At 42.1% G+C, this 24,988-nt stretch carries 15 protein-coding genes; 7 read left to right on the top strand and 8 right to left on the bottom strand.

What is annotated here, in order from left to right; translation table 11 throughout:
• The first annotated feature begins 7 nt into the window (after positions 1-7).
• The 5 genes from AC57BQ_RS19690 to AC57BQ_RS19710 all read left to right on the top strand — a co-directional run bounded on the left by AC57BQ_RS19690 (position 8) and on the right by AC57BQ_RS19710 (position 8,328).
• Complete coding sequence (locus tag AC57BQ_RS19690) at positions 8-3,202, top strand: TonB-dependent receptor (protein ID WP_496407887.1); 3,195 nt, start codon at positions 8-10, stop codon at positions 3,200-3,202.
• A gap of 22 nt (positions 3,203-3,224) precedes the next feature.
• Positions 3,225-4,805, top strand: coding sequence for a RagB/SusD family nutrient uptake outer membrane protein (locus AC57BQ_RS19695; protein WP_496407888.1), 1,581 nt, complete (start codon positions 3,225-3,227; stop codon positions 4,803-4,805).
• Positions 4,806-4,935: 130 nt separating this feature from the next.
• Positions 4,936-5,340 (top strand): HYC_CC_PP family protein, encoded by a 405-nt coding sequence (locus tag AC57BQ_RS19700; RefSeq protein WP_496407889.1) that lies wholly within the window; start codon positions 4,936-4,938, stop codon positions 5,338-5,340.
• Between the two features lie 127 nt (positions 5,341-5,467).
• Positions 5,468-5,983, top strand: coding sequence for a DUF3347 domain-containing protein (locus AC57BQ_RS19705; RefSeq protein WP_496407890.1), 516 nt, complete (start codon positions 5,468-5,470; stop codon positions 5,981-5,983).
• A gap of 14 nt (positions 5,984-5,997) precedes the next feature.
• Positions 5,998-8,328, top strand: coding sequence for a multicopper oxidase domain-containing protein (locus AC57BQ_RS19710; protein WP_496407891.1), 2,331 nt, complete (start codon positions 5,998-6,000; stop codon positions 8,326-8,328).
• A gap of 327 nt (positions 8,329-8,655) precedes the next feature.
• Here the strand turns inward: AC57BQ_RS19710 and AC57BQ_RS19715 are convergent, their stop codons facing one another.
• From AC57BQ_RS19715 to AC57BQ_RS19735, 5 genes are all read right to left on the bottom strand, one after another.
• The gene (locus tag AC57BQ_RS19715) at positions 8,656-9,885 is read right to left on the bottom strand and encodes a multiheme c-type cytochrome (RefSeq protein ID WP_496407892.1); all 1,230 of its coding nucleotides are present in this window, start codon (positions 9,883-9,885) and stop codon (positions 8,656-8,658) included.
• A 161-nt stretch (positions 9,886-10,046) separates the two neighbouring features.
• Positions 10,047-11,546, bottom strand: a complete 1,500-nt coding sequence (locus tag AC57BQ_RS19720; protein ID WP_496407893.1) for a RagB/SusD family nutrient uptake outer membrane protein — start codon at positions 11,544-11,546, stop codon at positions 10,047-10,049.
• 21 nt (positions 11,547-11,567) lie between these two features.
• Entirely contained in the window at positions 11,568-14,930 is a 3,363-nt protein-coding gene (locus AC57BQ_RS19725; protein WP_496407894.1) for a TonB-dependent receptor, read from the bottom strand.
• A 299-nt stretch (positions 14,931-15,229) separates the two neighbouring features.
• Positions 15,230-16,252 (bottom strand): FecR family protein, encoded by a 1,023-nt coding sequence (locus AC57BQ_RS19730; RefSeq protein ID WP_496407895.1) that lies wholly within the window; start codon positions 16,250-16,252, stop codon positions 15,230-15,232.
• Positions 16,253-16,338: 86 nt separating this feature from the next.
• Complete coding sequence (locus tag AC57BQ_RS19735; protein ID WP_496407896.1) at positions 16,339-16,923, bottom strand: RNA polymerase sigma factor; 585 nt, start codon at positions 16,921-16,923, stop codon at positions 16,339-16,341.
• A 285-nt stretch (positions 16,924-17,208) separates the two neighbouring features.
• Here AC57BQ_RS19735 and AC57BQ_RS19740 point away from each other — a divergent pair, with 285 nt between their 5' ends.
• Positions 17,209-18,186 (top strand): CobW family GTP-binding protein, encoded by a 978-nt coding sequence (locus AC57BQ_RS19740; protein ID WP_496407897.1) that lies wholly within the window; start codon positions 17,209-17,211, stop codon positions 18,184-18,186.
• Positions 18,165-19,028, top strand: a complete 864-nt coding sequence (gene lgt, locus AC57BQ_RS19745) for a prolipoprotein diacylglyceryl transferase (RefSeq protein WP_496407898.1) — start codon at positions 18,165-18,167, stop codon at positions 19,026-19,028. Before AC57BQ_RS19740 ends, lgt begins: the two co-directional genes overlap by 22 nt.
• A 57-nt stretch (positions 19,029-19,085) precedes the next feature.
• Here the strand turns inward: lgt and AC57BQ_RS19750 are convergent, their stop codons facing one another.
• The 3 genes from AC57BQ_RS19750 to AC57BQ_RS19760 form a co-directional block, all read right to left on the bottom strand.
• Positions 19,086-21,254 carry a S46 family peptidase gene (locus tag AC57BQ_RS19750; protein ID WP_496407899.1) on the bottom strand — a complete coding sequence of 723 codons (2,169 nt, stop codon included), beginning with the start codon at positions 21,252-21,254 and terminating at the stop codon, positions 19,086-19,088.
• Between the two features lie 16 nt (positions 21,255-21,270).
• A complete protein-coding gene (locus tag AC57BQ_RS19755; RefSeq protein ID WP_496407900.1) occupies positions 21,271-22,185 on the bottom strand; it encodes an NAD(P)/FAD-dependent oxidoreductase in 915 nt (304 codons plus the stop codon).
• A gap of 147 nt (positions 22,186-22,332) precedes the next feature.
• The gene (locus AC57BQ_RS19760; protein ID WP_496407901.1) at positions 22,333-24,927 is read right to left on the bottom strand and encodes a TonB-dependent receptor; all 2,595 of its coding nucleotides are present in this window, start codon (positions 24,925-24,927) and stop codon (positions 22,333-22,335) included.
• Positions 24,928-24,988: the final 61 nt, after the last annotated feature.

Below are 24,988 nucleotides of genomic sequence, written 5' to 3' on the forward strand. Positions count from 1 at the left end.
CAAAAATATGAAAAAATATATATTCTCGCTTTTAAGTGCTATTTATTTGATGTGCACGGTTGTACAAGTCAGTGCAGCTAACGTAAACCGCGCGTCAGATTCTATCAATTGCACTATCCAGGTTTCTGAAAAATCGATCAAGGAGGTATTTTCTTTGATAGAAAAACAAACCGGTTTACGCTTTATACACAATGCTACAGAGGAACAGCTCAGTAAAAAGATCAGTCTTTCTGAAAATAACCAGCCTATTGATGAGGTATTAAAAAAAATAGCCAAACAATCTGGTCTGTCATTCAAAAGGGTTGACCAAACCATATATGTACAAACCACCGCCAGGCTCATGCGGGTTAGCGGCAAAGTTATCGATTCGCAAACAGGCGAAACCATGCCCGGCGTATCGGTAAAGATCAAAGGCAGCACCGATGGCACCGTAACTGATATCTCGGGCAGTTACCATATTGAGGCTGCCGAAAACAATATCCTGATATTCTCATTCATCGGTTACCAATCGCAGGAGCTTGCGGTTTCGGGCGGTACCCTTAACGTGTCTTTAAAACCAGATCAGGCCGCGTTGAAAGAAGTGGTAGTAGTAGGTTATGGAAAGCAATCGCGCAAACTGTTGACCAGCTCTATCGTATCTGTTCAAAATAAAGATTTTAATAAAGGTGCATTCACCAGCCCCGCACAATTACTACAAGGTAAAGTGGCTGGCTTAAACATTACCCGTTCGGGCGACCCAAACGAAACACCATCTATTAGCTTGCGCGGCCCGTCAACCTTGCGTACCGGTCAGGCCCAGGAACCATTTTATGTGATCGACGGTGTACCCGGTGCCGATTTCCGCCTGGTAGCTCCAGACGATATTGAAACACTGGATGTATTAAAAGATGCCTCTGCAACTGCCATATATGGTACTCGAGCTGCCAATGGTGTAATTATCATCACCACAAAAAAGGGCAAAAGCGGCCAGGCGGTCATATCCTATAATGCTTACGCTGGTTTTGAAAAGATCGCCAACAGCATTAAGATGATGAATGCCACCCAACTGAACGACTATCTGACCAAAAATAACCTGTCTCTTGATCCATCCGATCAAAAAGGTGCTAATACCGACTGGCAAAAAGAAGTAAGCCGCACTGGTTACTCTCAAAACCATAACGTGGCCCTTAGCGGCGGTTTTAACCAAACATCCTATAGTGCCTCTGTTAATTATTTTGATGATAAAGGTATCCTGAAAGGCAGTGCTTTAAACCGTTTAACTACCAAAATAGCTGTAGAGCAAAAGGCTTTTAATGACCGGTTAAAATTGGGTTTATCAGTAAATAACGCCACCAGCAATGCGGACATCATTCCTAACCAAAATATTGTGCTGTACAATATGCTGCGTTACCTGCCAACCGTACCGGTGATGCAAAACGGCGCGTATACCGAAAATTTGCAAAGGGTACAATACTACAACCCCGTAGCGCTATTAGCCGATGCTTATCAAAAAACTAAAAGCAAACTAAACCTAATTAATGCTACTGCCGAATTGAAATTGCCTTTTAACTTTACCTACAACATCAGCCTGTCGTCACAAAGCGAACAGGTAAATGGCGGTTCTTATTATAACAGTAAATACACGCTTGATCAGGGTGTAAATGGCGAGGCTTACCGCTCATCCTTTGAAAACACGCGTAAGGTAGGTGAAACCTTTTTGACCTATGCTAAAGCTACCGGCAAACATGATATCAATGTGCTGGCAGGTTACAGCTTACAGCAGGATGTTAACGGTGATGGTTTTCAGGCCAACAACCGCAACTTCCCTACAGATGATATTGGTTACCTGAATATTGGTTTAGGCTCGCCACAAGCAGGATTTGTGACCGACTGGGGGCCAAACCTGTATCAAAAACTACGCTTAATATCCTTCTACAGCAGGGCCAAGTACAGCTATGATAATAAATACCTGTTACAGCTATCATTAAGACGCGATGGTTCATCGGCTTTTGGCGCCAACAACAAATGGGGTACTTTCCCATCAGCCTCGTTAGGATGGAGGATCACCGAAGAATCATTTATGCAGAACCAGCATCTATTTAACGATTTGAAACTACGTGCCAGCTATGGTATCACCGGTAACTCCCTGGGGTTTGATCCATTGATATCACAGATAAAATACGGTTCGTCAGGCGCATTTTATTACAATGGTACATTCACCAACTCGATAGGCCCATCACAAAATGCCAACCCCGATCTGAAATGGGAAAAAACCACCATGTACAACTTAGGTCTGGATTTTTCGATGTTCAAAGGCAGAGTAAGCGGTACTATTGAAGCTTATGACAAAAAGACCAACGACCTGATCTACTTCTATCCGGTATCAACCACTCAATACTTTGTGGGTACTTTAACAGCCAACGTGGGCTCCATCTCTAACAAAGGTTATGAGATTACTATTGATGCGATACCCGTACAATCGAGCAAATTCCGCTGGAACACTTCTATCAACATAGCGCATAACAATAACAAACTGGTATCCTTGTCAAACAACAGCTTTAAACTGGATTCGATACCGCAGGCAGAACCAGGTGGCCAGGGCGAAACCGGCTACAAAGTACAGATCCTGAAAACCGGTTACCCGGTTGGTCAGTTTCTGTTATACAAATACGCGGGTAAAAATGCAGCCGGTGTATCACAATTCTACAGCCGTAGCGGCGGTGTTACTACCACCCCAACATCTAAAGATTATTTTTATGCAGGCAACGCACAGCCGAAATTACTCTTCGGGTTTAACAACAGCTTTAACTATGGCAATTTTGACCTGAATGTATTTATCCGCGGTTCATTAGGCGGTAAGGTATTGAACGCTACCCTGGCCGACCTGAACCGTACCAGCGATGTAAGAAGCTATAACCTGCCGGTTTCATCAGCTAATGAATCGCCAAAGGACGTTAACGCTTATCTGTATTCTGACCGTTATATCGAAAGCAGCTCTTATTTAAGGTTGGATAATGCTACTCTGGGTTATACCTTCCCTAAATTCACTCCGGGTATCCGTAACCTGCGTTTGTATGTGTCAGGCAACAACCTGGCCGTTATAACGGGTTACAAGGGTATCGACCCTGAAGTTTCATTAGGAGGGCTTACGCCGGGCATTGATAATAAGAACTATTACCCGCGTACCAGGGCTTTCCTGTTCGGTTTAAGTGCATCATTTTAAATCATCCCATTAAGAGATCAACATGAAAACTTCCATTCATAAATACTGCGCCATATTTTTAACCGCGCTAACCATATCGTCATGCACCAAGGTTGATGTACCGGTTGAAACCGAATTAACCCCTGCTAATTTCCCTGTAACACAACAGCAATTTATCCTGGCATCAGGAGCTGCTTATGCACAATTGAGAGGCTCTTTTGCACAAGCTTACTGGCAAATGCAAAGCCTAAGTACCGATGAGGCTATTATGCCCGCAAGAGCCGGCGGATGGCGCGATGGCGGCCGTTATCAACAGTTACACTATCACAGCTGGAATGCCGATCTTCCGGAGGTACAAGACGCCTGGACATGGGGATTTGGTACCATAAGTACCTGTAATCGTGTTATTGCAAGTTTTGCTACTGCTCCTGATAACCCAGCTAAGGCTGCTACCATTGCAGAATTAAGAGCTACCCGCGCCATGGTATTCTTCTTTATGATGGATCTGTATGGTAATATCCCTGTGGTAACCACTTTTGGTTCGGCTGATAAACCTTCTACCACTGCCCGTAAAGATGTGTTCGCCTTTATTGAAAAGGAACTGAACGAGGTGATCCCCAGCCTGAGCCAGGTAGTTGATCAAACCACATACGGAAGGCCGACCCAATATACCGCTTACGCTATACTGGCCAAAATGTATCTGAACGCACAGGTTTATACCGGTACAAGCCGTTATGACGACGCGGTTAAGATGTGTGATAACATTATCCAATCGGGTAAATACAGCCTGGAAGATGATTATATCAAAATGTTTTACCCGGATAACGGTCCTAAGGACAAGGAATTTATTTTCGCTATTCCTTTTGATCATGCACAAGCTCAGGGTGAGCAATTTACCTGGTACAACCTGCACCCGGCTCTACAGGCTAAATATGGTTTACTATACCGCCTGAGCAATCCATGCAGTACCATACCATCTTACTACGCACAGTTCAATGACCCTAATGACATCCGTACCAGCATTTGGCTCATTGGTAAACAATATGACTTTGCCGGTAACCCTATCATTATTAAAACGACTAAAAAAGGCCTGGATGCTTCGTACAGCGGCCCGGATCCTACTGCGCCTGTTGATTTCCAGCTAACTTTCACACCTGATCTGACCCTGGTTGATGTGCCTACCTTTGAGGTTGGCGGCGACGAACTGGGTAAAGCCAAAGGTATCCGTAATAACAAATATTATCCGGATGTTACCGCTACAGATCGTAACCAGAGTAATGATGTACCGGTATTCCGCTATGCCGATATATTACTGATGAAAGCCGAAGCCATTTTACGGGGAGCTTCCTCAACCAATGGTGAAAGCGCTTTATCGCTGGTTAACCAGTTAAGGGCAAAACGTAAAGCCGCTACCTGGGCCAGTGTCGACTTGCCAAATATTTTACAGGAACGTGCCCGCGAGCTGAACTGGGAGACCTGGAGAAGAAACGACCTGATCCGTTTTGGTAAATACGAAGAGTCATGGGGCTATAAAACCGACAACAACGTAAACAAACGTCTTTTCCCTATTCCCTCTGCCGAAATTATCCTGAATTCAAAACTGCAACAAAATCCAGGCTATTAATCATATTGACCGAAACCTTATCACAGCCCTTAGCTTTTAGCTAAGGGCTTTTTTATTGACCAAAATTTTATAAATAGCACATAAAATTTTATAAAACATATCCGTTATAATGCTTTAACTTTGTTGCCAGATGAAAAGAGCGGCCGTTTTAAGCATAGCAGCATTTTACCTGTTACTCACCACAGGGATGTTTGTGTGCCTGGTGCATTGTACCGGTCAAAGCTTAATGGGCAACAAAATGGCCATGCAGGCCATGAACCACAAGGCTGCACATCATCATCACAAACACAATTCAAAAAGCGATGATTGCGACTGCTGCAAAAAGCATGGCAATTATGTGATCAAAGAAAACATAAAACCAGCAGGTGTTGATGTCCAAGCGCCATTGGTAGCTATTGTTACCAGGCCATTTCAGCTAATCCCGGCTGCTACACATTACCTTGTTTTAAATACATTTAAGCTAAGTTTAGGTAAGGCCCCGCCGGGTTTATCCGGCAAAGCATTAGCTATACAACAACGTTCTCTCCAGATCTGATCTGATAAGTAATCCTGTTTTAATTTGAGGCGATATTATGCCTTGACATTTGAATTATATGGTTATTAACCGTCAATTACAGGTTCTAACCATCAAAAAAAATTAATTACTTTTAATCATAAAAATCATGAGAACGTTAAAATCCATCATAATACTCTTCACCGTATTCATCACTTATTCAACCGTTAAAGCCCAGGATAAAACAGCCAATACCGCTGTAAACAATGTACTGAGTGCTTACCTGGATGTCAAAAATGCCCTTACCACCGATAATAACGCGCAAACCAAAGCAAAAGCTAAAGATCTGTTAGCTGCCATTGCCGCCGTGCCCATGGATAAGTTAACTGCCGATCAGCATAAGTTGTGGATGACCTATGCCGAAAAACTGGAATTTGATAGTCGCCACATCAGCGAGAGCGATGCCATTGATCACCAACGCGAACATTTCACCAGTTTATCCAAGAACATGTACGCCGTAGTTAAAGGCCTTAAACTGAACACCAACACAGTTTACGAACAATACTGCCCTATGAAAAAAGCCACCTGGTTGAGCGAAACCAATACCGTTAAAAATCCATATTACGGCAAGCAAATGCTAACCTGTGGTAAAACAACAGAAACGCTGGCCCCGGCTACCAAATAACAAACAGGCTTTTTATGAAGACTTACCTTTTAATATGGGTAAATTTGTTCCTGGTGGCTACTGCTTTCGGTCAACATCATACGTCTATGAAAATGGATCAGGGTGCTGGCGGTAAGCGGGAGCCTTTCTATACCAAAATAGGCAACAGGGAGATTTATCATTTATATATAGGCGATACCACCGTAAATTATACCGGTAAAGCCAGGCCCGCAATGGCCATTAACGGATCGATACCGGCACCCACGCTTACCTTTACCGAGGGTGATACTGCCGAGATCTACGTACATAACAACATGATGATGGAAACATCCATCCACTGGCATGGACTCATACTGCCTAACCGGTACGATGGTGTATCTTACCTCACTACATCGCCTGTAAAGGCCGGTGAAACGCATCTGTATAAGTTCCCATTGGTGCAACATGGTACCTACTGGTATCATTCGCATACCATGACACAGCAGCAAAGCGGTATGTATGGCGCTTTCATTATCCATGAAAAGCAACCGTCACCCATTAAGGATTACACCTTGTTACTGAGCGACTGGACAGATGACAACCCCGAACAGGTGCAGCGCCTGCTGCATAACGCTACCGATTGGTATGCCATACGCAAAGGCAGCACGCAGAACTATGCCGAGGCCATTAAAGAAGGCCAATTTAAAACCAAGGTGGCTAACGAATGGAAACGGATGACTGCCATGGATGTAAGTGATGTGTTCTACGACCGCTTTTTCAGCAATGGCAAAGCAGAGAATACCGCGCCGCAGTTTAAAGCCGGCGACCAGGTAAGGCTGCATGTGGTTAATGGTAGTTCGTCAACCTATTTCTGGCTCAATTATGCAGGTGGCAAGCTCACCGTAGTAGCCAATGATGGCGAAGATGTGGAACCAGTAAAAGTTGACCGCCTGATCATTGCTACGGCAGAAACTTATGATGTGGTGGTCACCATTCCTAAAGATGGCAGCTATGAATTTTTAGCTACGCCCGAGGATCGAACCAAATACACTTCACTTTGGCTGGGCTCGGGTACGCAGCATAAAGCCACGCATCTGTCGCGCCTGAAATATTTTGAGGGCATGAAAATGATGAACGGGATGATGGATATGCAAGGCAATATGAAGGAGATGGATGGCATGACCATGACCAACCAGGTAATGGATATGAACACGGTGATGTATCCTGAAATAACCGGGGAGGCCGAAAAACCTGCTGATAAAAAAGGTCAGAAAGCCGACAAGATGGAGGGTATGGACATGGGTGGCAAAAAAACTGATCATAAGGACATGGGCAGCATGAATATGGATGGCATGGACATGAGCAGTAGTTCCTCTGATATTGTTACCCTGAACTATGGTATGCTACGATCAACCAAAGTGACCACCCTACCAGAGGGGCCAACCAAATTACTGCGGTTTGACCTTACCGGCAACATGAACCGTTACGTGTGGACGATCAACAATAAGACCGTATCCGAATCAGATAAGATCCTGATTAAAAAGGGCGAGAATGTGCGCATCATCCTGTATAACAACACCATGATGCGACACCCTATGCACCTGCATGGGCATTACTTCAGAGTATTGAATGGCCAGGGCGATCATTCGCCTTTGAAGAATACACTGGATATTATGCCGATGGAAAGGGACACCATTGAGTTTAGAGCAAGCGAAAGCGGCGATTGGTTTTTCCATTGCCATATCCTTTATCATATGATGAGTGGTATGGGACGGATATTCAGCTATGAAAACTCGCCGCCTAACCCCGAGATCCCGGATCCAGCCGCGGCAATTAAAAAGATCTATGCCGATGACCAGCATTTTTATGCATCGGCAAGAGTAGGACTGGAAAGCAATGGCAGCGATGGTACCGCCGCGCTGGCTAACACCCGCTGGAAGTTTTCGACCTTGTGGCACCTTGGCCTGCATGATCACGATGGTTACGAAAGCGAAACCATGTTGGGCCGATATTTTGGTCGTATGCAATGGCTATATGCTTATGGTGGCTTTGACTACCATCACAAAAAGGACAATGGCGAGCCAGAAAAAAACCTGTTTGGCCAGGTAAGCAACAAAGACAACCGTAAAACGGTAGTTGCCGGTTTGGCTTATACGCTACCCATGCTGGTTGTGGCCGATGCCCGCATTGATGGCAATGGCAAGCTCAGGTTTCAGCTAAGCCGTGATGATATACCGGTTACCAGCCGCCTACGCTTCACCTTTATGGGTAATACTGACAGGGAATATGCAGCCGGATTCAGGTATATTTTTACCCACAATTTTGCGCTGTCCAGTCATTATGACAGCGACATGGGTTGGGGCGGGGGTTTAACGCTTACCTATTAACTAGTTAAAAAAGAGGTTGTATCATCAATCGTGATCAACCTCTTTTTCTTTGATCTACCCGGGTACTCAATCACAAATTGATGTATAGTTTTGAATTGACTTTATAAACAAAAAGTGGGTTTACATGGTTTACACTTTTTACGGTTTACATTATTATAATTTACTGATAATCAAATAATTAATTTATTTTATCATCGAAAAGTGGGTTTACAGTGTAAACCATAAATTATGTAAATCCAATTTGTATAAATATGATCAGCTTAATTTCAATTCATAGCTGGCACAACACCAAGGGCGGTTAATTTGGTTTATGATACAGTCTCTTTTTTATATTTTCTTTGTCTTTATAAAATCCAACACCTTTTGAGTTTCCTCGGGGTAAACCGCTATGTGGTGATTTCGCAACAGGTAAGGCGCGCTGGTTTTACCCTGGGAGCCTCCACCTACCATAATCACATGCGATGATTGCTGCGGCATATGGCAATTGATACAATAGTTATTAATAACTGCACCTATCTGCGGAGCCATTTTGCAAAAATTGTGTTTTGCCTCACTATGGCAGCTCAGGCACTTCTGGGTAAACATTCCTATGTTTTTTTCCTGGTTAACATGCGGGTCATGACAGGTATTGCAATCCATTTTACTCATGATAAAGCATTTGCTGGTGGGTAGCAACGCACTCTGATTACCATGCACATCGGGGCTGGGATGTTTAGGATCATCGGGCAAAAAGGTCATCTCCTTAAATTTGGATAAGGTATCGCCCATATGAAAAGCATATGACGTACGCTGAAAATCGCCCTTTGTACCAGAATGGCAAACCGCGCAGGCATCCATCTTTTGCCCCCTTGTTAAAGATGCATAAGTGGTAATATACTTTGGCTTTTTTTCATCCGGATAAGCGGTATGGTAATTAACGTGATTAGCAGCCGGGCCATGACACCGTTCGCAATCAATACCATATATCAAGGAGGCTTTATCAAACCCTACCTGCATACTCGCCTGAGGCAGATCGCTGATATAGGAGGTGTGGCACTCCAGGCATTTACGCAATATGGGGCGTTGAAAATTCACACGGGTTGGATCATACCCCGGACTATTAGCCCAGCCATGCAAAGCCGTAAAGTAAGACACCGGCAACTCAAATAACTGGTTCTCTTTCCAATACAAATAGGTTTGGGCATTAACCAGGCCTACAGTTATCTCAAACTTTTCGGCTTGGGTTTGTTTGTTGTTTAGGTATCCAACCTGGTAAAGGCTATCACCACGTTTTTCCATGGCTACGTGCAGCCCGCTACCATAATCCAAAATGTTAAACCCTTTCGTAAAACTGCCTTTAATATTATCGGCTGAGGAGGGACGTGTAGTTTGAAAATGAGCGGTATGAGCATAGGAATTATAAACATCGCTATGGCATTTAACACAACTCTCTGAACCGGCAAATAATTGCCCGCGGGGATCATCTTCCGGAGCACCTGCGTTGTAACACTGTGTTAAAATAAAACTTAAGGGGATAAGGGAAATTAAAACAAAAAAGAAGGTCTTTTTTTTAAGCATGTCCTTAATTCACAAATTGGATACGGTGGTTTAAATTTGATTTTATCGGCTGGGGTAAGCTCGTAAAATCAACAACAATTTACTTCAATAATTATATAAAACAAATAAAAAAACAAAGGGCCGCCACATAACGCGGCAGCCCTTCTATATAAGCGGTTATATTAATTATAGCCTGGGTTTTGTTTTACCTGGCTGCCATTGGTTGTCTCGTTCAATGGGATAGGTAAAATTTCATTCACACCTGCTTTAAAGCCTTTAAACGATAAAGCAGTAGGTGCTTGTCCCCAGCGTACCAGGTCAAACCAGCGATGACCCTCGGTAGCCAGCTCTAAACGTCTTTCGGTATACACATTTTGCAGAGTTGCCGCTACAGATGGTAAACCCACACGGCTGCGTACAGCATCAAGCAAAGTTTGGGCACGCGCGGTGCTGCCACCACCGTTCAAATCAGCTTCAGCTTCCATCAGGTAAGTATCAGCCAAACGGATCTCGATGTAGTCATTAGGCCAGTTCAGTTCGGTAATACCTGTTGTTACTTTATTAGCGTTTATAGGCGCGTATTTCTGTATAAAGTAACCAGTATTCTGATAGCTTGGTGCATAGCTTGTTTTAGTAGCTTTGGTTAAGCTGTCGATATTTACAATGGTGTAACCATAACGCGGATCACCTTTCATGGCATCAGCTAACTGGGTAGTAACCGGGCTAAAGCCATAACCACCGCTGTAGTAAATTGGGCCGGTATAACTTCTTGGACCAACCATTTGTACATATACGTTTGATTTAAACTGATCCCAGTTGCTCCAGGTATAGCTTTGTGTACCAGAGTGTACTAATTCAAAGATCGATTCACTGTTGAACTTATTTTTGGTGCTGAATACATCACCATAGTTAGGCAACAGTTTATAGCTGTAATTGGTATTTACATCGTTTAATAAACGTGCGGCATCTGACCATTTTTTTTCATACAGGTAAACTTTACCTAAAAGGGCCTTTGCTGCACCCTGAGATACACGACCATTTTCGGAAGCGATAATAGTTACCGGTAAACCATCAATAGCTGCCAACAGATCTTTTTCTATCTGCGCATATACAGCATCGGCAGGTGCCTGAGGCTGTTGATACACGTTGTTGATATTTAATGTAGTCAGTATTAACGGTACGTTTTTAAATAACCTAACCAGGTCAAAGTAATAATGCGCACGCAGAAACTGGCCTTCGGCTGTGTATCTTTTTAACAGGTCGGCACCTAAACCTGGTACTTTAGGTAATTGCTCCAACAAAACGTCGGCGCGGTTTACACCCTGAAAGTTAATAGCCCAGAATTGGTTTTGAGGACCAACAGTTGGCGACAGGGTATAATTATTAATAGCCTGCCATGCGGGTACGTCTGACGAGCTACCACCACCTGCGTAACAATCATCCGATGCAGCGTTCAATGCTCCCAGTGGTGATGAGTAGGTATTATCAATACCGCCAGTTTCAGTAACCAAAGGGTCATAAGCAGCCACTACAGCGGTAAGCGCCTCCGCAGGGTTAGCATAATAATTGGATTGAAGGAATTGCCCTTGTGGCGTTAATTCCAGGAATGATTTTTTACAGGAAGCTAAAGCACCTACACCCAGCAAAATTGCTCCCGTATATATAATATATTTTGATTTCATGATCAATCTTGTTATTTGTTATTATAAAGTAATGTCTAAACCAGCCATAAATGTGCGGGCCTGAGGATAAATGCCCATGTCAATACCACCACTTATTTCGGGATCATAACCTTTGTAACCGGTAATGGTTACGAGGTTGTTGCTGCTTAAAAATACCCTTACCTTTTTAACGTCTGCCGATTTTAACCAGCTTTGTGGCAGGTTATAACCTAACTGCAAGGTTTTGATACGGAAGTAAGCACCATTTTGCAGATAAAAGTTTGATGGGTTTTTAAAATTCTGGTTTGGATCAGCATCGGTTAAACGAGGATAGTTGCTACTTGCATTTTCTGGCGTCCATGCGTTTACAGCCGCGATAGGATAATTTGCCGAAGCGATATCTAACCTGCGGTAAGCCTGGTAAATTTTATTACCCCAAACACCCTGACCAAATATTTTTATGTCAAAGTTTTTGTAGCTGGCGTTAAAGTTTACACCATAAGTAAAGGTAGGCAGCGGATTGCCCAGGAATTTACGATCTGACGAAGTTATTTTACCATCACCGTCTACATCAGCCCATTTAAAATCACCTGGTTTGGCATTAGGCTGTATTAACTGACCATTTTTAGTATAAGCGTTAATTTCTGCCTGTGAGTGGAACACACCTAACTCCTGGAAGCCATAGAACGCACCCACCGGCTGACCAACAGCAGTACGGCCAATTTCATAGGTTGAGCTTTGTACGCTACCTACAGTAAAGTAGTTGATCTGATTGCCCAGGCTGGTTACTTCGTTGTGGTTATAAGATATATTACCACCTACGTTATATTTAAAATCACCTGCTTTGCCAGTATATCCCAGGCTTAACTCCACACCCTTGTTTTCCATATCACCAACATTGGCAAATGGCTGACCACTAAAACCGGCATAAGTTGGTAACTGCACATTTTGCAGCATACCTTTAGTCAGCTTTCTGTATACATCAAAGGTTACACTCAAGTTATTGAACAAGGTAGCATCAAAACCAAGATCAGCGGTACGGGTTTCTTCCCATTTCAGATCCGGGTTAGCCGGCGCATTAGGGCTGTAACCTACAATCAGGTTATCGTTACCAAATACATAATTACGACCGCTCCCAATAGTTGCAGCATAGGCAAAATCGCCAACGGCCATCTCATTACCTACAATACCGTATGAACCACGTAGTTTAATAAAATCAACAAATGTATTTTTCGGGAACCAATCTTCGCGGCTGATCACATAACCAGCTTCGGCCGATGGGAAGGTACCGTAAACATTGTTGCTACCAAACCTTGACGAACCATCACGGCGGATGATACCTGTGAACAGGTATTTTTGATTATAATCATAAGTTACCCTACCAAAAAACGAAGCCAGTGTATGTGGTTGAGCAATAATACCCGTAGCTATCCTGTTAGCTGCTGGTAAAGCGAAGCCGGTTGAAGCGTCGGCAAATGAATTTACCGGCTCACCGATGAAAGTACCACCCAGGCCTGATGACGTTATTTTCTGCGCACTGGTACCTACTAAAGCAGATAAATTATGCTTACCGAATGAACGGGTATATGTAGCAGTATTATCCCAGTTCCATGACAAGTTCCTGTCGTTTTCCTGATACTGTGAGGTGTTTGAAAGATTACTTGTGCTTGAATTTAGATAATAAAGCGGTGTAAAACCATCCTGCCCGTAGTATGATTGTTTAGCACCTATCTGCGTACGGATCTTTAAACCTTCAATCGGCTCAATCTCGGCAAAAGCATTACCCAAAAGATTGGTAGCATAGCTGTAATTACCCACACGGGTTTGAGCATATGCAAAAGGATTGGTGATTTCCTGCGATACATAGTTGGATATACCATATGGCAATCCCTGCGCATTTCTTACTATGTAATTAGCCTGATCAGTATAAACAGATGCGTTTGGTTGGGCACCAATATCACTTACTGTTACCGGGGTAAGAGGGTCAAGGTTTAAAGCAGAACTAAGTGGACCGCCAAATACACTATTGGTATTACCTACACTTTTATTGCGATTGTAAGAGTATGTAAAGTTTTCACCAATAGTGAACCATTTTTTTACTTTATAAGTAGTATTGGTTGTAAAGTTGAATTTCTTGTAATCAGAAATATCAGGCATTACGATACCTTTTTGATCAAGATAACCAAATGAGGTATAGTAAGTAACTTTATCAGTAGCGCCGCTGATATTCAGGTTATGATTCTGAATCAGAGCATTGTTACTGAAGATCTCATTTTGCCAGTTGGTACCCGCGCCTAATGATCCCGGATTGGTGAATATAGGAGCTTTGCCATCATTAACCTGTGCTTCATTTCTTAAAGTGGCATACTGTGACGCATTGGCCAATTTAACTTTGCTTACCGGCCCCTGAAAACCAACATAACCGTTATAGCTAATTACAGCATCCCCTTTTTTACCTTTTTTGGTAGTGATGAGGATAACACCATTTGATGAACGAGAACCGTAGATAGCTGCAGACGCATCTTTCAAAACCTCCGTTGATTCAACATCATTAGGGTTCAATAACGATATGTCATCAACAACAACTCCGTCAACAACATATAACGGATTGCTATTTATTCTTGATGTAACACCCCTTACACGTATTTGTGGAGCAGCACCAGGCTCCCCAGAGCTTTGTACAACGCTTACCCCACTAACGCGCCCCCTCAAAGCATCATCAATACGGGTTACCTGCTGATCTTGTATATCGGCAGCTTTAACACTGCTGATAGCACCTGTGACGGTAGCTTTCTTTTGCGTACCGTAACCTACTACAACAACCTCGTTTAGATTTTTAACGTTTTCAACCAGGGTTATGGTAATGTTAGTTTGGTTACCAACAGTTATCTCCTGGTTATTATAACCAATATAGGCTACTACCAATACCGATGACGGACCGGCTACGTTCAGTTTAAAGTTACCGTTAAGATCTGTTGACACGCCATTCGTGGTGCCTTTTTCAAGAATGCTGGCTCCAATAATGGGCTCACCGCTTTGGTCAACAATTTTACCGGTTATTGGCGTTGCAGCAACATCTGTTTCTGTATTTACTGGTGTAGTTTCGGGAGTTGAGGTTGCTTCGTTAACCACGCCGGCTTTACCCAGGACGATCCTGCCCTGCAGTACTTCATAGCTTATACCTTTACTTTTTAATACTTCGTCAAGCACATTTTTAAGCGACTCGTTTTCCATGTTAACAGAAACTTTCTGAGTGCCGTTGATGGCTGTGCTGCTGTATATAAACTTAACATTATCATTCTTTTGCAAATGAGTTAATACATCAACCAGGGTGGTATTATTTAATGATATACTTACCTTTTTATCAAGTATACCCTGGGCACTCAAGGTGTTTGAGTATGCCATACCGGTTAACATGGTTGATATCAGAATTTGAATAAATGTTATCCTCATGATTTGATACCAGGGAATAGGTGTTCGTAAACGAAATTTCATATATTTGTTATGTTTCTTTTTAAAAATGAGACAATTAACGCCCCGCCACCATTAAAAATGGTGTCAATTGATTTGGGCTAATCTGAACTTAGGAGTGGTCGTAACACTTCTAAGTTTTTTTATTTATACCAGTTTCTTGCTGGCTTATAACTGATTTTTAGGCTTTTGTTCTCTCTTTCATTCAATCATGGGTTTGGTTAATAGTTGGTTTATTTAAGTTCGATGGTATTATTTTTTATTTCGTAATCAATACTTAACGACTTGTTAAGCGCCTCCAGAACGTCGGGCAGGTTAAAGCCCGTAAAATCGGCGTTAAGCATATAGTGGTTCAATTTTTCGTTGGCTACAACAATGTGTGTTTTATACCTCGCGTTTAGTACAGGTACAATATCTTTCATCAGTCTATTATCAAATAACAAATCCTCGTGGTTCCATATTTTAAGCGTGGTTTCATCAGATTTGGTAACGGGCTTTAGCGTATGATCGTGCACAGAGTATACTGCCTTCTGATGCGGATAAAGCATCACATCCCCATTTTCTATATTTAACCGGGTATTGTTTATACTCTGTTTGCTTTTAATACTCACGGATACTTTACCTGTAACTACAGCCACATCAGCTTCGCTGCTTAGGTCATTATCACGTACACGAAAACTTGTTCCCCAAACTTTGGTGATGATAGAATGACTACTGATTATAAAAGGACGTTCTGGATTTTTAGTGACTTCAAAAAAGCATTCGCCCGACATGAAAACCATACGTGCCGATGCTGCAAATTCCTTTGGATACTTTAATTGTGCATTAGGGTTTAACCAAACCGTGCTGCCATCGGGAAGTTTTGATTTATAAATGCGGTGGGAGTTATTAGTGATAGCAACCATTTCCTGCTGGTTACTGGCCAGCATATCCTGGTTACCCGTATTTGTTTGACGGTATAAACCTATCATTATAGCTATCAACAACATGGCAGCCACTGCACCTACCCATAGCCAGGTATTACTTCTCTTATTTATTACCGGCGCTTCCTGATCATTTACAGCATCTATATTGTTCAGTATACTGTTATATATCTTTTCTTCCAACTCTTTTTGCTGAGAGGCATTCAGGGCCGAAGTATAATTAGCATCATGTTCAAATGATTGGTACCACCGTTTTACCAGGGCAGCTTCATCATCCGTGCATTCGCCATTAATATACCGTTCCAGTAATTCAATAGATAGATGTTCTTTCATGAAAAGAAAAAAATTCGGTTTATACTATGATTGACGTTTGAGAAAGACACATCCCTTAGTCGGTTGGAAACTTTTTTTTTAATAAATTATTTCAGCAGTAAGAACAGCATAAGGGCAAGGTAGTGGGTAAGGGTAAGCCTAATTTGTTTTATTGCTTTGGTAAGATGCTGTTCTACCGTTTTCTCGGATATGCCCAGGTAACTGGCTATTTCCTTATTGCTTTTATGTTCCTTACGGCTCAGCTCAAATACGGATCGGCATTTATCCGGCAGGTGGCTTATTTCTTCATCAATGGTATAAACCAGATCTTTTAACATGATGGAATCTACGGTTGAGTTATCAACCTCGGTATGTACAACTTTAAAAGCCTCTTTATACCTTGATCGCACCAATTCCTTACGATAAATGTCAATAACCTGGTTTGCTATGGCCGAATACAGGTATGCACCTATAGTAGTGTTGATTTGTAGTACTTGCCTTTTTGTCCAAAGATTAGTAAAAAGTTCCTGTACAACCTCTTCAGCCAATTCTCTGTTTTTTAGCCTCTTATATGCCTCGTCAAATAGTTTTTTCCAGTACCGGGAGTATATCTCACGGAACGCACCAAGCCTGTCTTGCTTCAGCAATCGTACCAGTTCCTCTTCAGACAGCTCTTCTGTGAAATCAATCATAACCTAAGTAACAGCAGGTTAATAAGATGTAATTAAAATATTAACCAATCGACAAAACTGAAAAAAAATCAACAACCTATCAAGCCTGGATTGTAATAGTTTCGTTGATTTTTCATTTTTCTCCGTAACATTTTAGCTATTAAAAGCTTACAAAGTGTTATTAAAACACTTTGCTGTATAAAAACGGACTTACAACTGCATTATTATTTACTTGTATAACAATAATCAAAAGCAACAAAATTGCATTTATTAATTATATTTGTTTCAATTTAAACAGACTGAATAATGAGCGTGACAGCAGCAAAACCCGTTACCATAATCACCGGTTTTCTCGGTGCAGGTAAAACCACTTTCCTGAACGGGCTAATAGCCTACAAAAACACCGAGAAACTGGCTGTGATCGAAAATGAGTTTGGCCAGGAAGGGATAGATGGGCAACTGGTTATTTGTGCTGACGATAAGCTGTTTGAGCTCAGCAATGGCTGTTTGTGCTGCACTTTGAATGAAGATTTTTACTCGCTACTGGAAGTTTTATGGGAAGGCCGCGAAGAATTTGATGAACTGGTGATAGAAACTACCGGCATCGCCAATCCCGCATCGGTGGCTGCACCCTTTCTCACCAATGCTAATGTGCCTTATTACTATAAACTCAAACGGGTAATATGCCTGATAGATGCCCGTAACCTTGAACAGCAACTACGTGAAACCGACGAAGCACGCAATCAGATCAGCTTTAGTGATATTCTACTCATTACTAAAACAGACATGGTGACCGCTGAACAACTGGCTCATATTGAAAAAATATTGAGAGGTATTAATCCACTGGCTCTTGTATTATCGGGTCATCGTGAATGTTATCCTTTTGACGAAATTTATCAGGCAACACGCGAGGCTGTGATTGAAGTTAAATCGCCCAAAACAGGCAACCGGACCTTTGCACTGCAACGCCATCAACATGAGGATCTGGTTTCCTTAAGTTTTAATTTCAACGAACCATTTGACTTACAATTACTATCGCACCGCTTAACCGTTTTCCTGAATTTTCAGGCTAAAGATGTTTACCGGGTAAAAGGCATTTTTAACATTCACGATCAGCCACAAAAAATCATTATACAATCTGTCATGAATGACCTGGCTGTTGCCGCCGGCGATACCTGGGCCAATGAAGCCGAAAGGAACAGCCGTATCGTATTTATCGGTAAAAACCTGGAGCCTGCCGGATTTGAAAAAATGTTACGACAATGCTTATACCGACACATTTAAACATATTCGGGTACATTACCTGGAACCCCAATCCCAACATTTTTGACCTTGGCTTTTATGCCCTGCACTGGTATTCCGTTTTGTTTTTAGGCGGCTTTGTACTGGGCTACCTGATCATTAAACAGCGTTTTAAAACTGCTTGTATTAACCCCTACCTGCTTGAACGCCTTACTCTTTATATGGTAGCCGGCAGCTTGATTGGCGCCCGGCTGGGCCATTGTCTGTTTTACGACTGGGAATATTATCATTCGCATATCATAGAAATAATTTTACCTTTTCAGTTTACACCCCATTTTAAGGTCACCGGTTATCAGGGACTGGCCAGTCACGGTGGTGGCATTGGCATATTTATAGCACTTTGGCTTTATCATCGCAAGCACCATAAGGATATAAACCTGCTGTGGATTATGGATCAACTGGCTTTAGTTGTTCCGCTGGCGGGATGTTTTATCAGATTGGGCAACCTCATGAACTCCGAAATTATCGGTCGCCCAACGCAGGCGAGCTGGGCATTTATTTTTGTCAGGGATGATGGTATCCCACGACATCCCGCGCAACTGTATGAAGCTATGGCATACCTTGGCATTTTTATCATTTTGAATCTAGTATTCAGATATAGGCCATCAAAAAATGGTTTTCTGCTGGGTTTATTTTTGATATTGGTGTTTACAGCCAGGTTTCTGTTAGAAGGCCTGAAGGAAGATCAGGTGGCCTTTGAAGCCCAGATGTCATTAAATATGGGACAGCTATTAAGCATTCCATTTATTGTGGCGGGTATCATTCTAATGATCGTTAAAAGCGGAAAAGATCCCGTAATACCTGATAAGGTGGAAACGCTATAAACAAAACAGGTAGCTTGGATATTCAAGCTACCTGTTTTGTTTTGAACAAAGGAACGCTTAATTTTTGTGTATATCCAGTTCGCTGATCAGGTTATCGGCATGCCCCAATTTATCCATACACCATAACACGTAGCGAATATCAACGCAAATGGTTCTTTTGTACTTTTTGTCGAAAGCGATATCCCCGCTCATGGCTTCCCAGTTACCATCAAACGCTAAACCAATCAATTCACCATTGCCGTTTATAACCGGAGAACCAGAATTGCCGCCTGTAATATCATCATTAGTGATAAAACATACCGGCACTGTCCCATCAACCGCATACTGACCAAAATCCTTTTTCTTATATGCATCGATCAGTGAAGATGGGAGATCAAATTCGCTGTCACCCGGTTTATACTTTTTCATCACCTCATCCAAATTAGTAGTAATATTATACTGCTTACCATCCTTGGAGGCATAATCCTGCACATTACCATAACTAATACGCATGGTTGAGTTGGCATCAGGATACATCAATCTGCCCTGGTTTTTCTCAAGCAAGGCTTGCAGGTACAACTTATCCAGCTTTTCCTTTTGCTCTTCAAAATCACTAACCTTTGAGCCGAAGGTGTTACGGGCATAGGCCCTGGGGCTCACCTGCCTGGCGTATTGATATGCCGGGTCATTACCCAATACTTCGATAGATGGGTTTTGCATGAAGGCTTTAAACTTATCAGGGTTGATCACGATGCTCTTACTCCAAAGCTCATCAGCCAATTTTGTAAATGACTCTTCAACAGTAGCTCCCTTGTATTTCTTAACAATGTCTTCAATAAATTGCGGGTGCTGATCCTTTGGAACGCCGGCATAATAAGTAGCCATGATCTGCGCGAAGATTTTTTTATCGGCCGTTTCATTATAGTTACTTACATAACCATCATTTACTTCCTTGAGGTCTTTTTTTAGATCTTCAACAGCCTTAGCATCATCCTTACGAGCCTGAAGCCCCCTTAAAATATTATAAGTAACCAGCGTATTATATACAAACCCGGGAGCCAACAAACCCTCTTCTACAAAGGTGCGATGAATGGCATAAGGTTCATAGGCGGCATACATTTTCTTATAGCTATCCATTAAATTAGAGTAAGCTGGCTTATCAACGGCCCATTGTGTAAATTCAGCCTCTTCTTTCAATTTTTGGTCATAAATATCCAGCTGCTTTAACTGTTCGGTTTGACCAATAAAGTATTTCCAATAATTGGCTATCTCAGCATATTTTGATGATAATTTAAGACGGATATCCACACTCTTATTCATCTCTTCTTTCCAGGCCTTGAGACGGATATCACGCAACTTTACAATTACCGGATTGGTTTCTTCAGTAGCTAATCTAACACCGTTTGATGTCAGGAACCTGTCTGTATGCCCAGGATATCCGTACACCATAGCAAAATCACCATTTTTAACACCTTTGATAGATACCGGCAAGAATTTTTTAGGTACCAAAGGCACGTTATCGGTCGAATAAGCGGCGGGCTTTCCATCTTTACCGCTGTAAATTCTGAAAATGGAGAAATCGCCGGTATGCCTTGGCCATTCCCAGTTGTCGGTATCACCTCCAAATTTACCTATTGATTGAGGAGGGGCACCAACCAGACGAACATCGTTATAAGTTTCATACAGGTACAGAAAATATTGGTTGCCGTCGAAAAAATCTTTGATAGCACCCTCATAGCCGGTGTTCCTGGAGGCATCAACTATAAGCTGATTTTTAACCTCTTCCAGCTTTTCGCCACGATTGGCTTCTGTAGCACCTTGCAAAGCGGCAGTTATCTGCGGGGTTACATCTTCCATTCGCACCAAAAACTGGACAAACAAGCCCGGTATAGGCTTCTCTTCAGCATAACTTTTAGCATAAAAGCCATTGTCCAGAATATCATTCTGTGGTGTTGAATTGGCAGATATAGCCTCGTAACCGCAGTGGTGATTAGTAAAAACCAGTCCTTTGTTGGATACTACCTCCCCGGTACAAAATCCGCCGCCAAGAGAGACAATGGCATCTTTTATACTGGCTTTGTTAATGTTATACAGATCTTCAGGGGTTAGTTTAAAACCCTGCTTCTTCATCTGATCATAATTTTTACCTATCAGCATAGGTATCCACATCCCCTCATCAGCTTTAGCTGCCTCTACAAAAATCAGCGGAAGCACCAAGGCAACAATCATTAATTTAAGTTTATTCATGTTATTGGTTTAATATTTAAATATAGTTATTGTCTATCAAATCCTTATTGATGAATGCGCCTGCTGCTGTCCCCAATGCAACCGACATGGATACCGCGCGCATAGGGGTAGTGCTATCGCCAGCGGCATAAACTCCGGGTATATTGGTGCGGCCAAAACCATCAACATTAATATAACCCATATCCGTTAGGTCGCACCCCAGTTTCCCGGGCAGATCGCAATGTTGCACAAAAGCAGGGCGATTATATAAAGCATTTATCAAATACATTTTGTCATTTTCCAGTGATATACCTTTGACATAACCATTTTCATGTACTATTTCCCTGACCCTGCTTTCCTCGATATTAATATTGCGCGACTGTAATGTTTTCATCTGTTCTACACTTAATGTTGATACTCCATTGGTAAACAGCGTAAGATCTTTTGTCCAGTTATTGATAAGCTTGGCATACTCATAGCCTCCGTCACCATTTCCTAAAATACCGGTAGGTTGTTGCCGTACTTCATAGCCGTGACAATAAGGACAATGTATTACAGAAATGCCCCAGCATTCAGCAAAGCCAGGTATATCTGGTAAAATATCTTTTATACCGGTAGCAAAAAGCACTTTCTTTGCAATATACTTTTTGCCTGATAGCGTTTGTATGCGAAAACCATCTTCTTTTGCTATAGCGTTTGTAACAGTATCGGCAATTAGCTTGACGGTGTCGTACATCGTGAGCTGTTCAAGAGCTATTTGAGTAATAGCTGCCGGCGTTTCCCCATCACGGGTCAAAAAATTATGCGAGTGCGGAGTTTGCCGGTTGCAGGGCTTACCAGAATCAATCACCAAGACCTTGCGCAACGCCCGGCCTAAAGAAGTGGCCGCAGACAGTCCCGCGTAACTGCCACCAATAATTATCACCTCAAAATCTGTTTCGAAACTATTCATCACTTCCATCTTATTATTTCGGGTTGAAAGTAATGAAGAACAAAAACAAATGCAACTATATTGCATTTAATGAGTTTTATATTACAAAACAATGGGCTGATAATCATAAGATTACCAACCCATTATCGGTCTTTATCATACAGTATTTTACTTAATTGCAAGCGTAAGCGTGGTGTAATAAAAACCACCGATTGCCGGGCCACCTAAAAACGAATTATAATATTTGTTAGTTAAGTTAGTCGCTCCTATTTTGAGGTTAAGTCCGGTTTTTAAAAAATCATAATTCACCTGGGCATCTATGGTTCCGTAATGATCAACATTGCCATTCACCAAAAACGATTGCCAATAAAACCCACTTTGCCATTTGTAGCTGGCATTAAAGCCAAAGTTGCCAATAACCCGGTTACCACCAAAAGAAAAATTAGTGATCCATTGAGGTGTATTAAAACCATCCTCCAGTGCATCCTCATTAGCTGTGCGTTGCAGTTTGGCGTAGGATACATTGCCGGTTAACACATAATTTTGAAATAATTTATAGGATAAGCCTAAACTGCCACCAATATTGTATACCGTACTTTGAGAGTTTGTCCAGGCACGGTAGCGGGCTTGTTTATTTTTATCATTCAGGTAATAGGGTATCGAGTCGGGTTTCTGGGTATTGGGTACATTGATCTCTACCTGGCCTATGAAGTTATTATATTTATTGTAATAAAAATCAGCGTCGACACTGAGCTGACCATCAAAAAGTATTGATTTGTAGCCCACTTCAAAAGAGTTAATATGCTCGGGTTGTAAATAAGTATAGGGGTTCTTTTTAAGCAAGCCTTTTTCTTTTTCAATTGCCGCATCGGTAGTTATGCCACTATTAAAGTCATTCTTCACAGCCGCCTGGAATGCGTCGATAGAAGTACGCAGGTATGAATTTTCAAATATACCATTTGATACTACTCTTAAACCACCAATACGCTTAACACCACCGCTATTAACGTTTGAGAAAGCTTCGAAGATACTCGGGAACCGATAACCGCTCTGAAAAGATATCCGGAAATTTTGCTCAACCACGGGTGAATATACAGCGGTAAACCGGGGGTTTAATTTCAGATCAAAATAATCATTTTTGTCAGCACGCAGAGTAGCGGACAATTTCAACTCCCGATCAAAAAACTCCTTGGCCACCTGTACAAAGCCCCCGGTTTTACTGTAATCAATGTTGCTATATTCTTTACCTGGTACATAATTAATAAAGTAGTTACCATCGGGGTGAATAATATAAGTACGGTGATCAAAACCGGCGAGGAGATCAAGTCCGGTCTCTTTTTGAAAAGTTGAAGATATGGCATTGGAGATATTTATCTGCCCTTCCGCATGAAGCAGATCATCCTTTACCCGCAGGGCCGCGCCTACATCCCAGTTATTGATATCGGCCAGTTTATCTAATGTATTCTTAAACGCGGCAGTTCCGGGCTGATACCTGCCTGCATCCGCCAATTGCCGGGCTTGTTGCAAAGCCTGCGGAACGGTTGCGCCTGACGATGTAGCTGAATTAAACCCTTTGGTAAAATCGGCATACCAGGTGTTATCATCTTTAAAATTCCTGTCGATATTTTCACCGGCCGACCGAAGGTTGTATGACTTCCCGGTGTTCTCACTTGTCCAATAACCGCGTATCTGATAAATATTATTTTTGATTTCTAAAGCATGCTGCTGCAAAATATAACCCGACAGTCGGAACCGGTTGGCGCGCTGGTAAATATTATCCAGATCGGCAAAACGATAGGTATAGTTGATACGGGTATTATCATTTAATTTGTAGGCCAAGCCCAAATCTACTTTAACATTATGCAGGTTATAACTGGTCACATCCTTTTCGGCATAGCCGGTACGGGCTATGGAATATTGCTTACCTCCTAAAGTAACCGTTTTACGGTCTGAGGATTCGTTACCATAACCATTAACCGGGTCGTAGCCCGGATTATCAGGTCCACCTGCTATTCCCAGCTTAGCATTGGCAGCAGCATTTAAATCGGTTTTATTGTCGGCTATCCAATCATATCCCGTAGTATAAGTGCCATTCAATTTAAACGCGAACTTTTTCGACAATGCTTTGGCTATCCGAAAACTGGTTTCAGAAAATAAATGCGTCGAGGTTTCTTTGTCACCCACGTGGTTAACTCCCGTTTTTTGTTGGATGCTGACGCCCTGACTGGTAAAAGGATCTTTAGTAATAAAATTGGCTAAACCATTAATGGCATTCAAACCGTACAATGCCGATGCCGTACCAGGGATGATCTCCACACTTTCAATATCCAGATCGCTCGGTCCCAGGGCATTCCCAATGGGGGCACCAATGTGTGGTGCCTGATTATCCACCCCATCAACTAATTGTGTAAAACGCACATTGGTGGTATTGGCAAAACCCCGTGTATTAATAATACGGAAACCCAGACTGGGTGTTATTAACTGTACCCCCTTTACATTTTCCAGCGCATCAAAAAATGATGGGGCTGCCGAACGCCGGAAGTCCGCTGCTGTTATTTTTTCGATACTCACAGGTGATCGTAAAATACTTTCGCTGATACGTGAGGCTGAAATCACAACTTCATGAAGCTGTTGCTTTTTAATTTGTGTAGTGTCGCTTTTAATTGATACGGTATCCGGTCGGATTACTTTTTTACTGCTTTGAGCATAAAGTATGTTGCCCGAAAGCAACAATAGTGTTAAGGGTAAATACTTTTTGTGCATAGGTGGTTGTAGGGTATACTAACTTTTCAATATGTTTTAATTTATATAACGATATTCAAAA

It is taken from the genome of Mucilaginibacter sp. BGA-UO-ETr-C110 (assembly GCF_059567985.1).

Excerpts from the sequence above, each read along its gene's own strand:
- AC57BQ_RS19690 (WP_496407887.1), top strand. The coding sequence starts at position 8 with ATGAAAAAATATATATTCTCGCTTTTAAGTGCTATTTATTTGATGTGC.
- AC57BQ_RS19695 (WP_496407888.1), top strand. The coding sequence starts at position 3,225 with ATGAAAACTTCCATTCATAAATACTGCGCCATATTTTTAACCGCGCTA.
- AC57BQ_RS19700 (WP_496407889.1), top strand. The coding sequence starts at position 4,936 with ATGAAAAGAGCGGCCGTTTTAAGCATAGCAGCATTTTACCTGTTACTC.
- AC57BQ_RS19705 (WP_496407890.1), top strand. The coding sequence starts at position 5,468 with ATGAGAACGTTAAAATCCATCATAATACTCTTCACCGTATTCATCACT.
- AC57BQ_RS19710 (WP_496407891.1), top strand. The coding sequence starts at position 5,998 with ATGAAGACTTACCTTTTAATATGGGTAAATTTGTTCCTGGTGGCTACT.
- AC57BQ_RS19715 (WP_496407892.1), bottom strand. The coding sequence starts at position 9,885 with ATGCTTAAAAAAAAGACCTTCTTTTTTGTTTTAATTTCCCTTATCCCC.
- AC57BQ_RS19720 (WP_496407893.1), bottom strand. The coding sequence starts at position 11,546 with ATGAAATCAAAATATATTATATATACGGGAGCAATTTTGCTGGGTGTA.
- AC57BQ_RS19725 (WP_496407894.1), bottom strand. The coding sequence starts at position 14,930 with ATGGCATACTCAAACACCTTGAGTGCCCAGGGTATACTTGATAAAAAG.
- AC57BQ_RS19730 (WP_496407895.1), bottom strand. The coding sequence starts at position 16,252 with ATGAAAGAACATCTATCTATTGAATTACTGGAACGGTATATTAATGGC.
- AC57BQ_RS19735 (WP_496407896.1), bottom strand. The coding sequence starts at position 16,923 with ATGATTGATTTCACAGAAGAGCTGTCTGAAGAGGAACTGGTACGATTG.
- AC57BQ_RS19740 (WP_496407897.1), top strand. The coding sequence starts at position 17,209 with ATGAGCGTGACAGCAGCAAAACCCGTTACCATAATCACCGGTTTTCTC.
- lgt (WP_496407898.1), top strand. The coding sequence starts at position 18,165 with ATGCTTATACCGACACATTTAAACATATTCGGGTACATTACCTGGAAC.
- AC57BQ_RS19750 (WP_496407899.1), bottom strand. The coding sequence starts at position 21,254 with ATGAATAAACTTAAATTAATGATTGTTGCCTTGGTGCTTCCGCTGATT.
- AC57BQ_RS19755 (WP_496407900.1), bottom strand. The coding sequence starts at position 22,185 with ATGAATAGTTTCGAAACAGATTTTGAGGTGATAATTATTGGTGGCAGT.
- AC57BQ_RS19760 (WP_496407901.1), bottom strand. The coding sequence starts at position 24,927 with ATGCACAAAAAGTATTTACCCTTAACACTATTGTTGCTTTCGGGCAAC.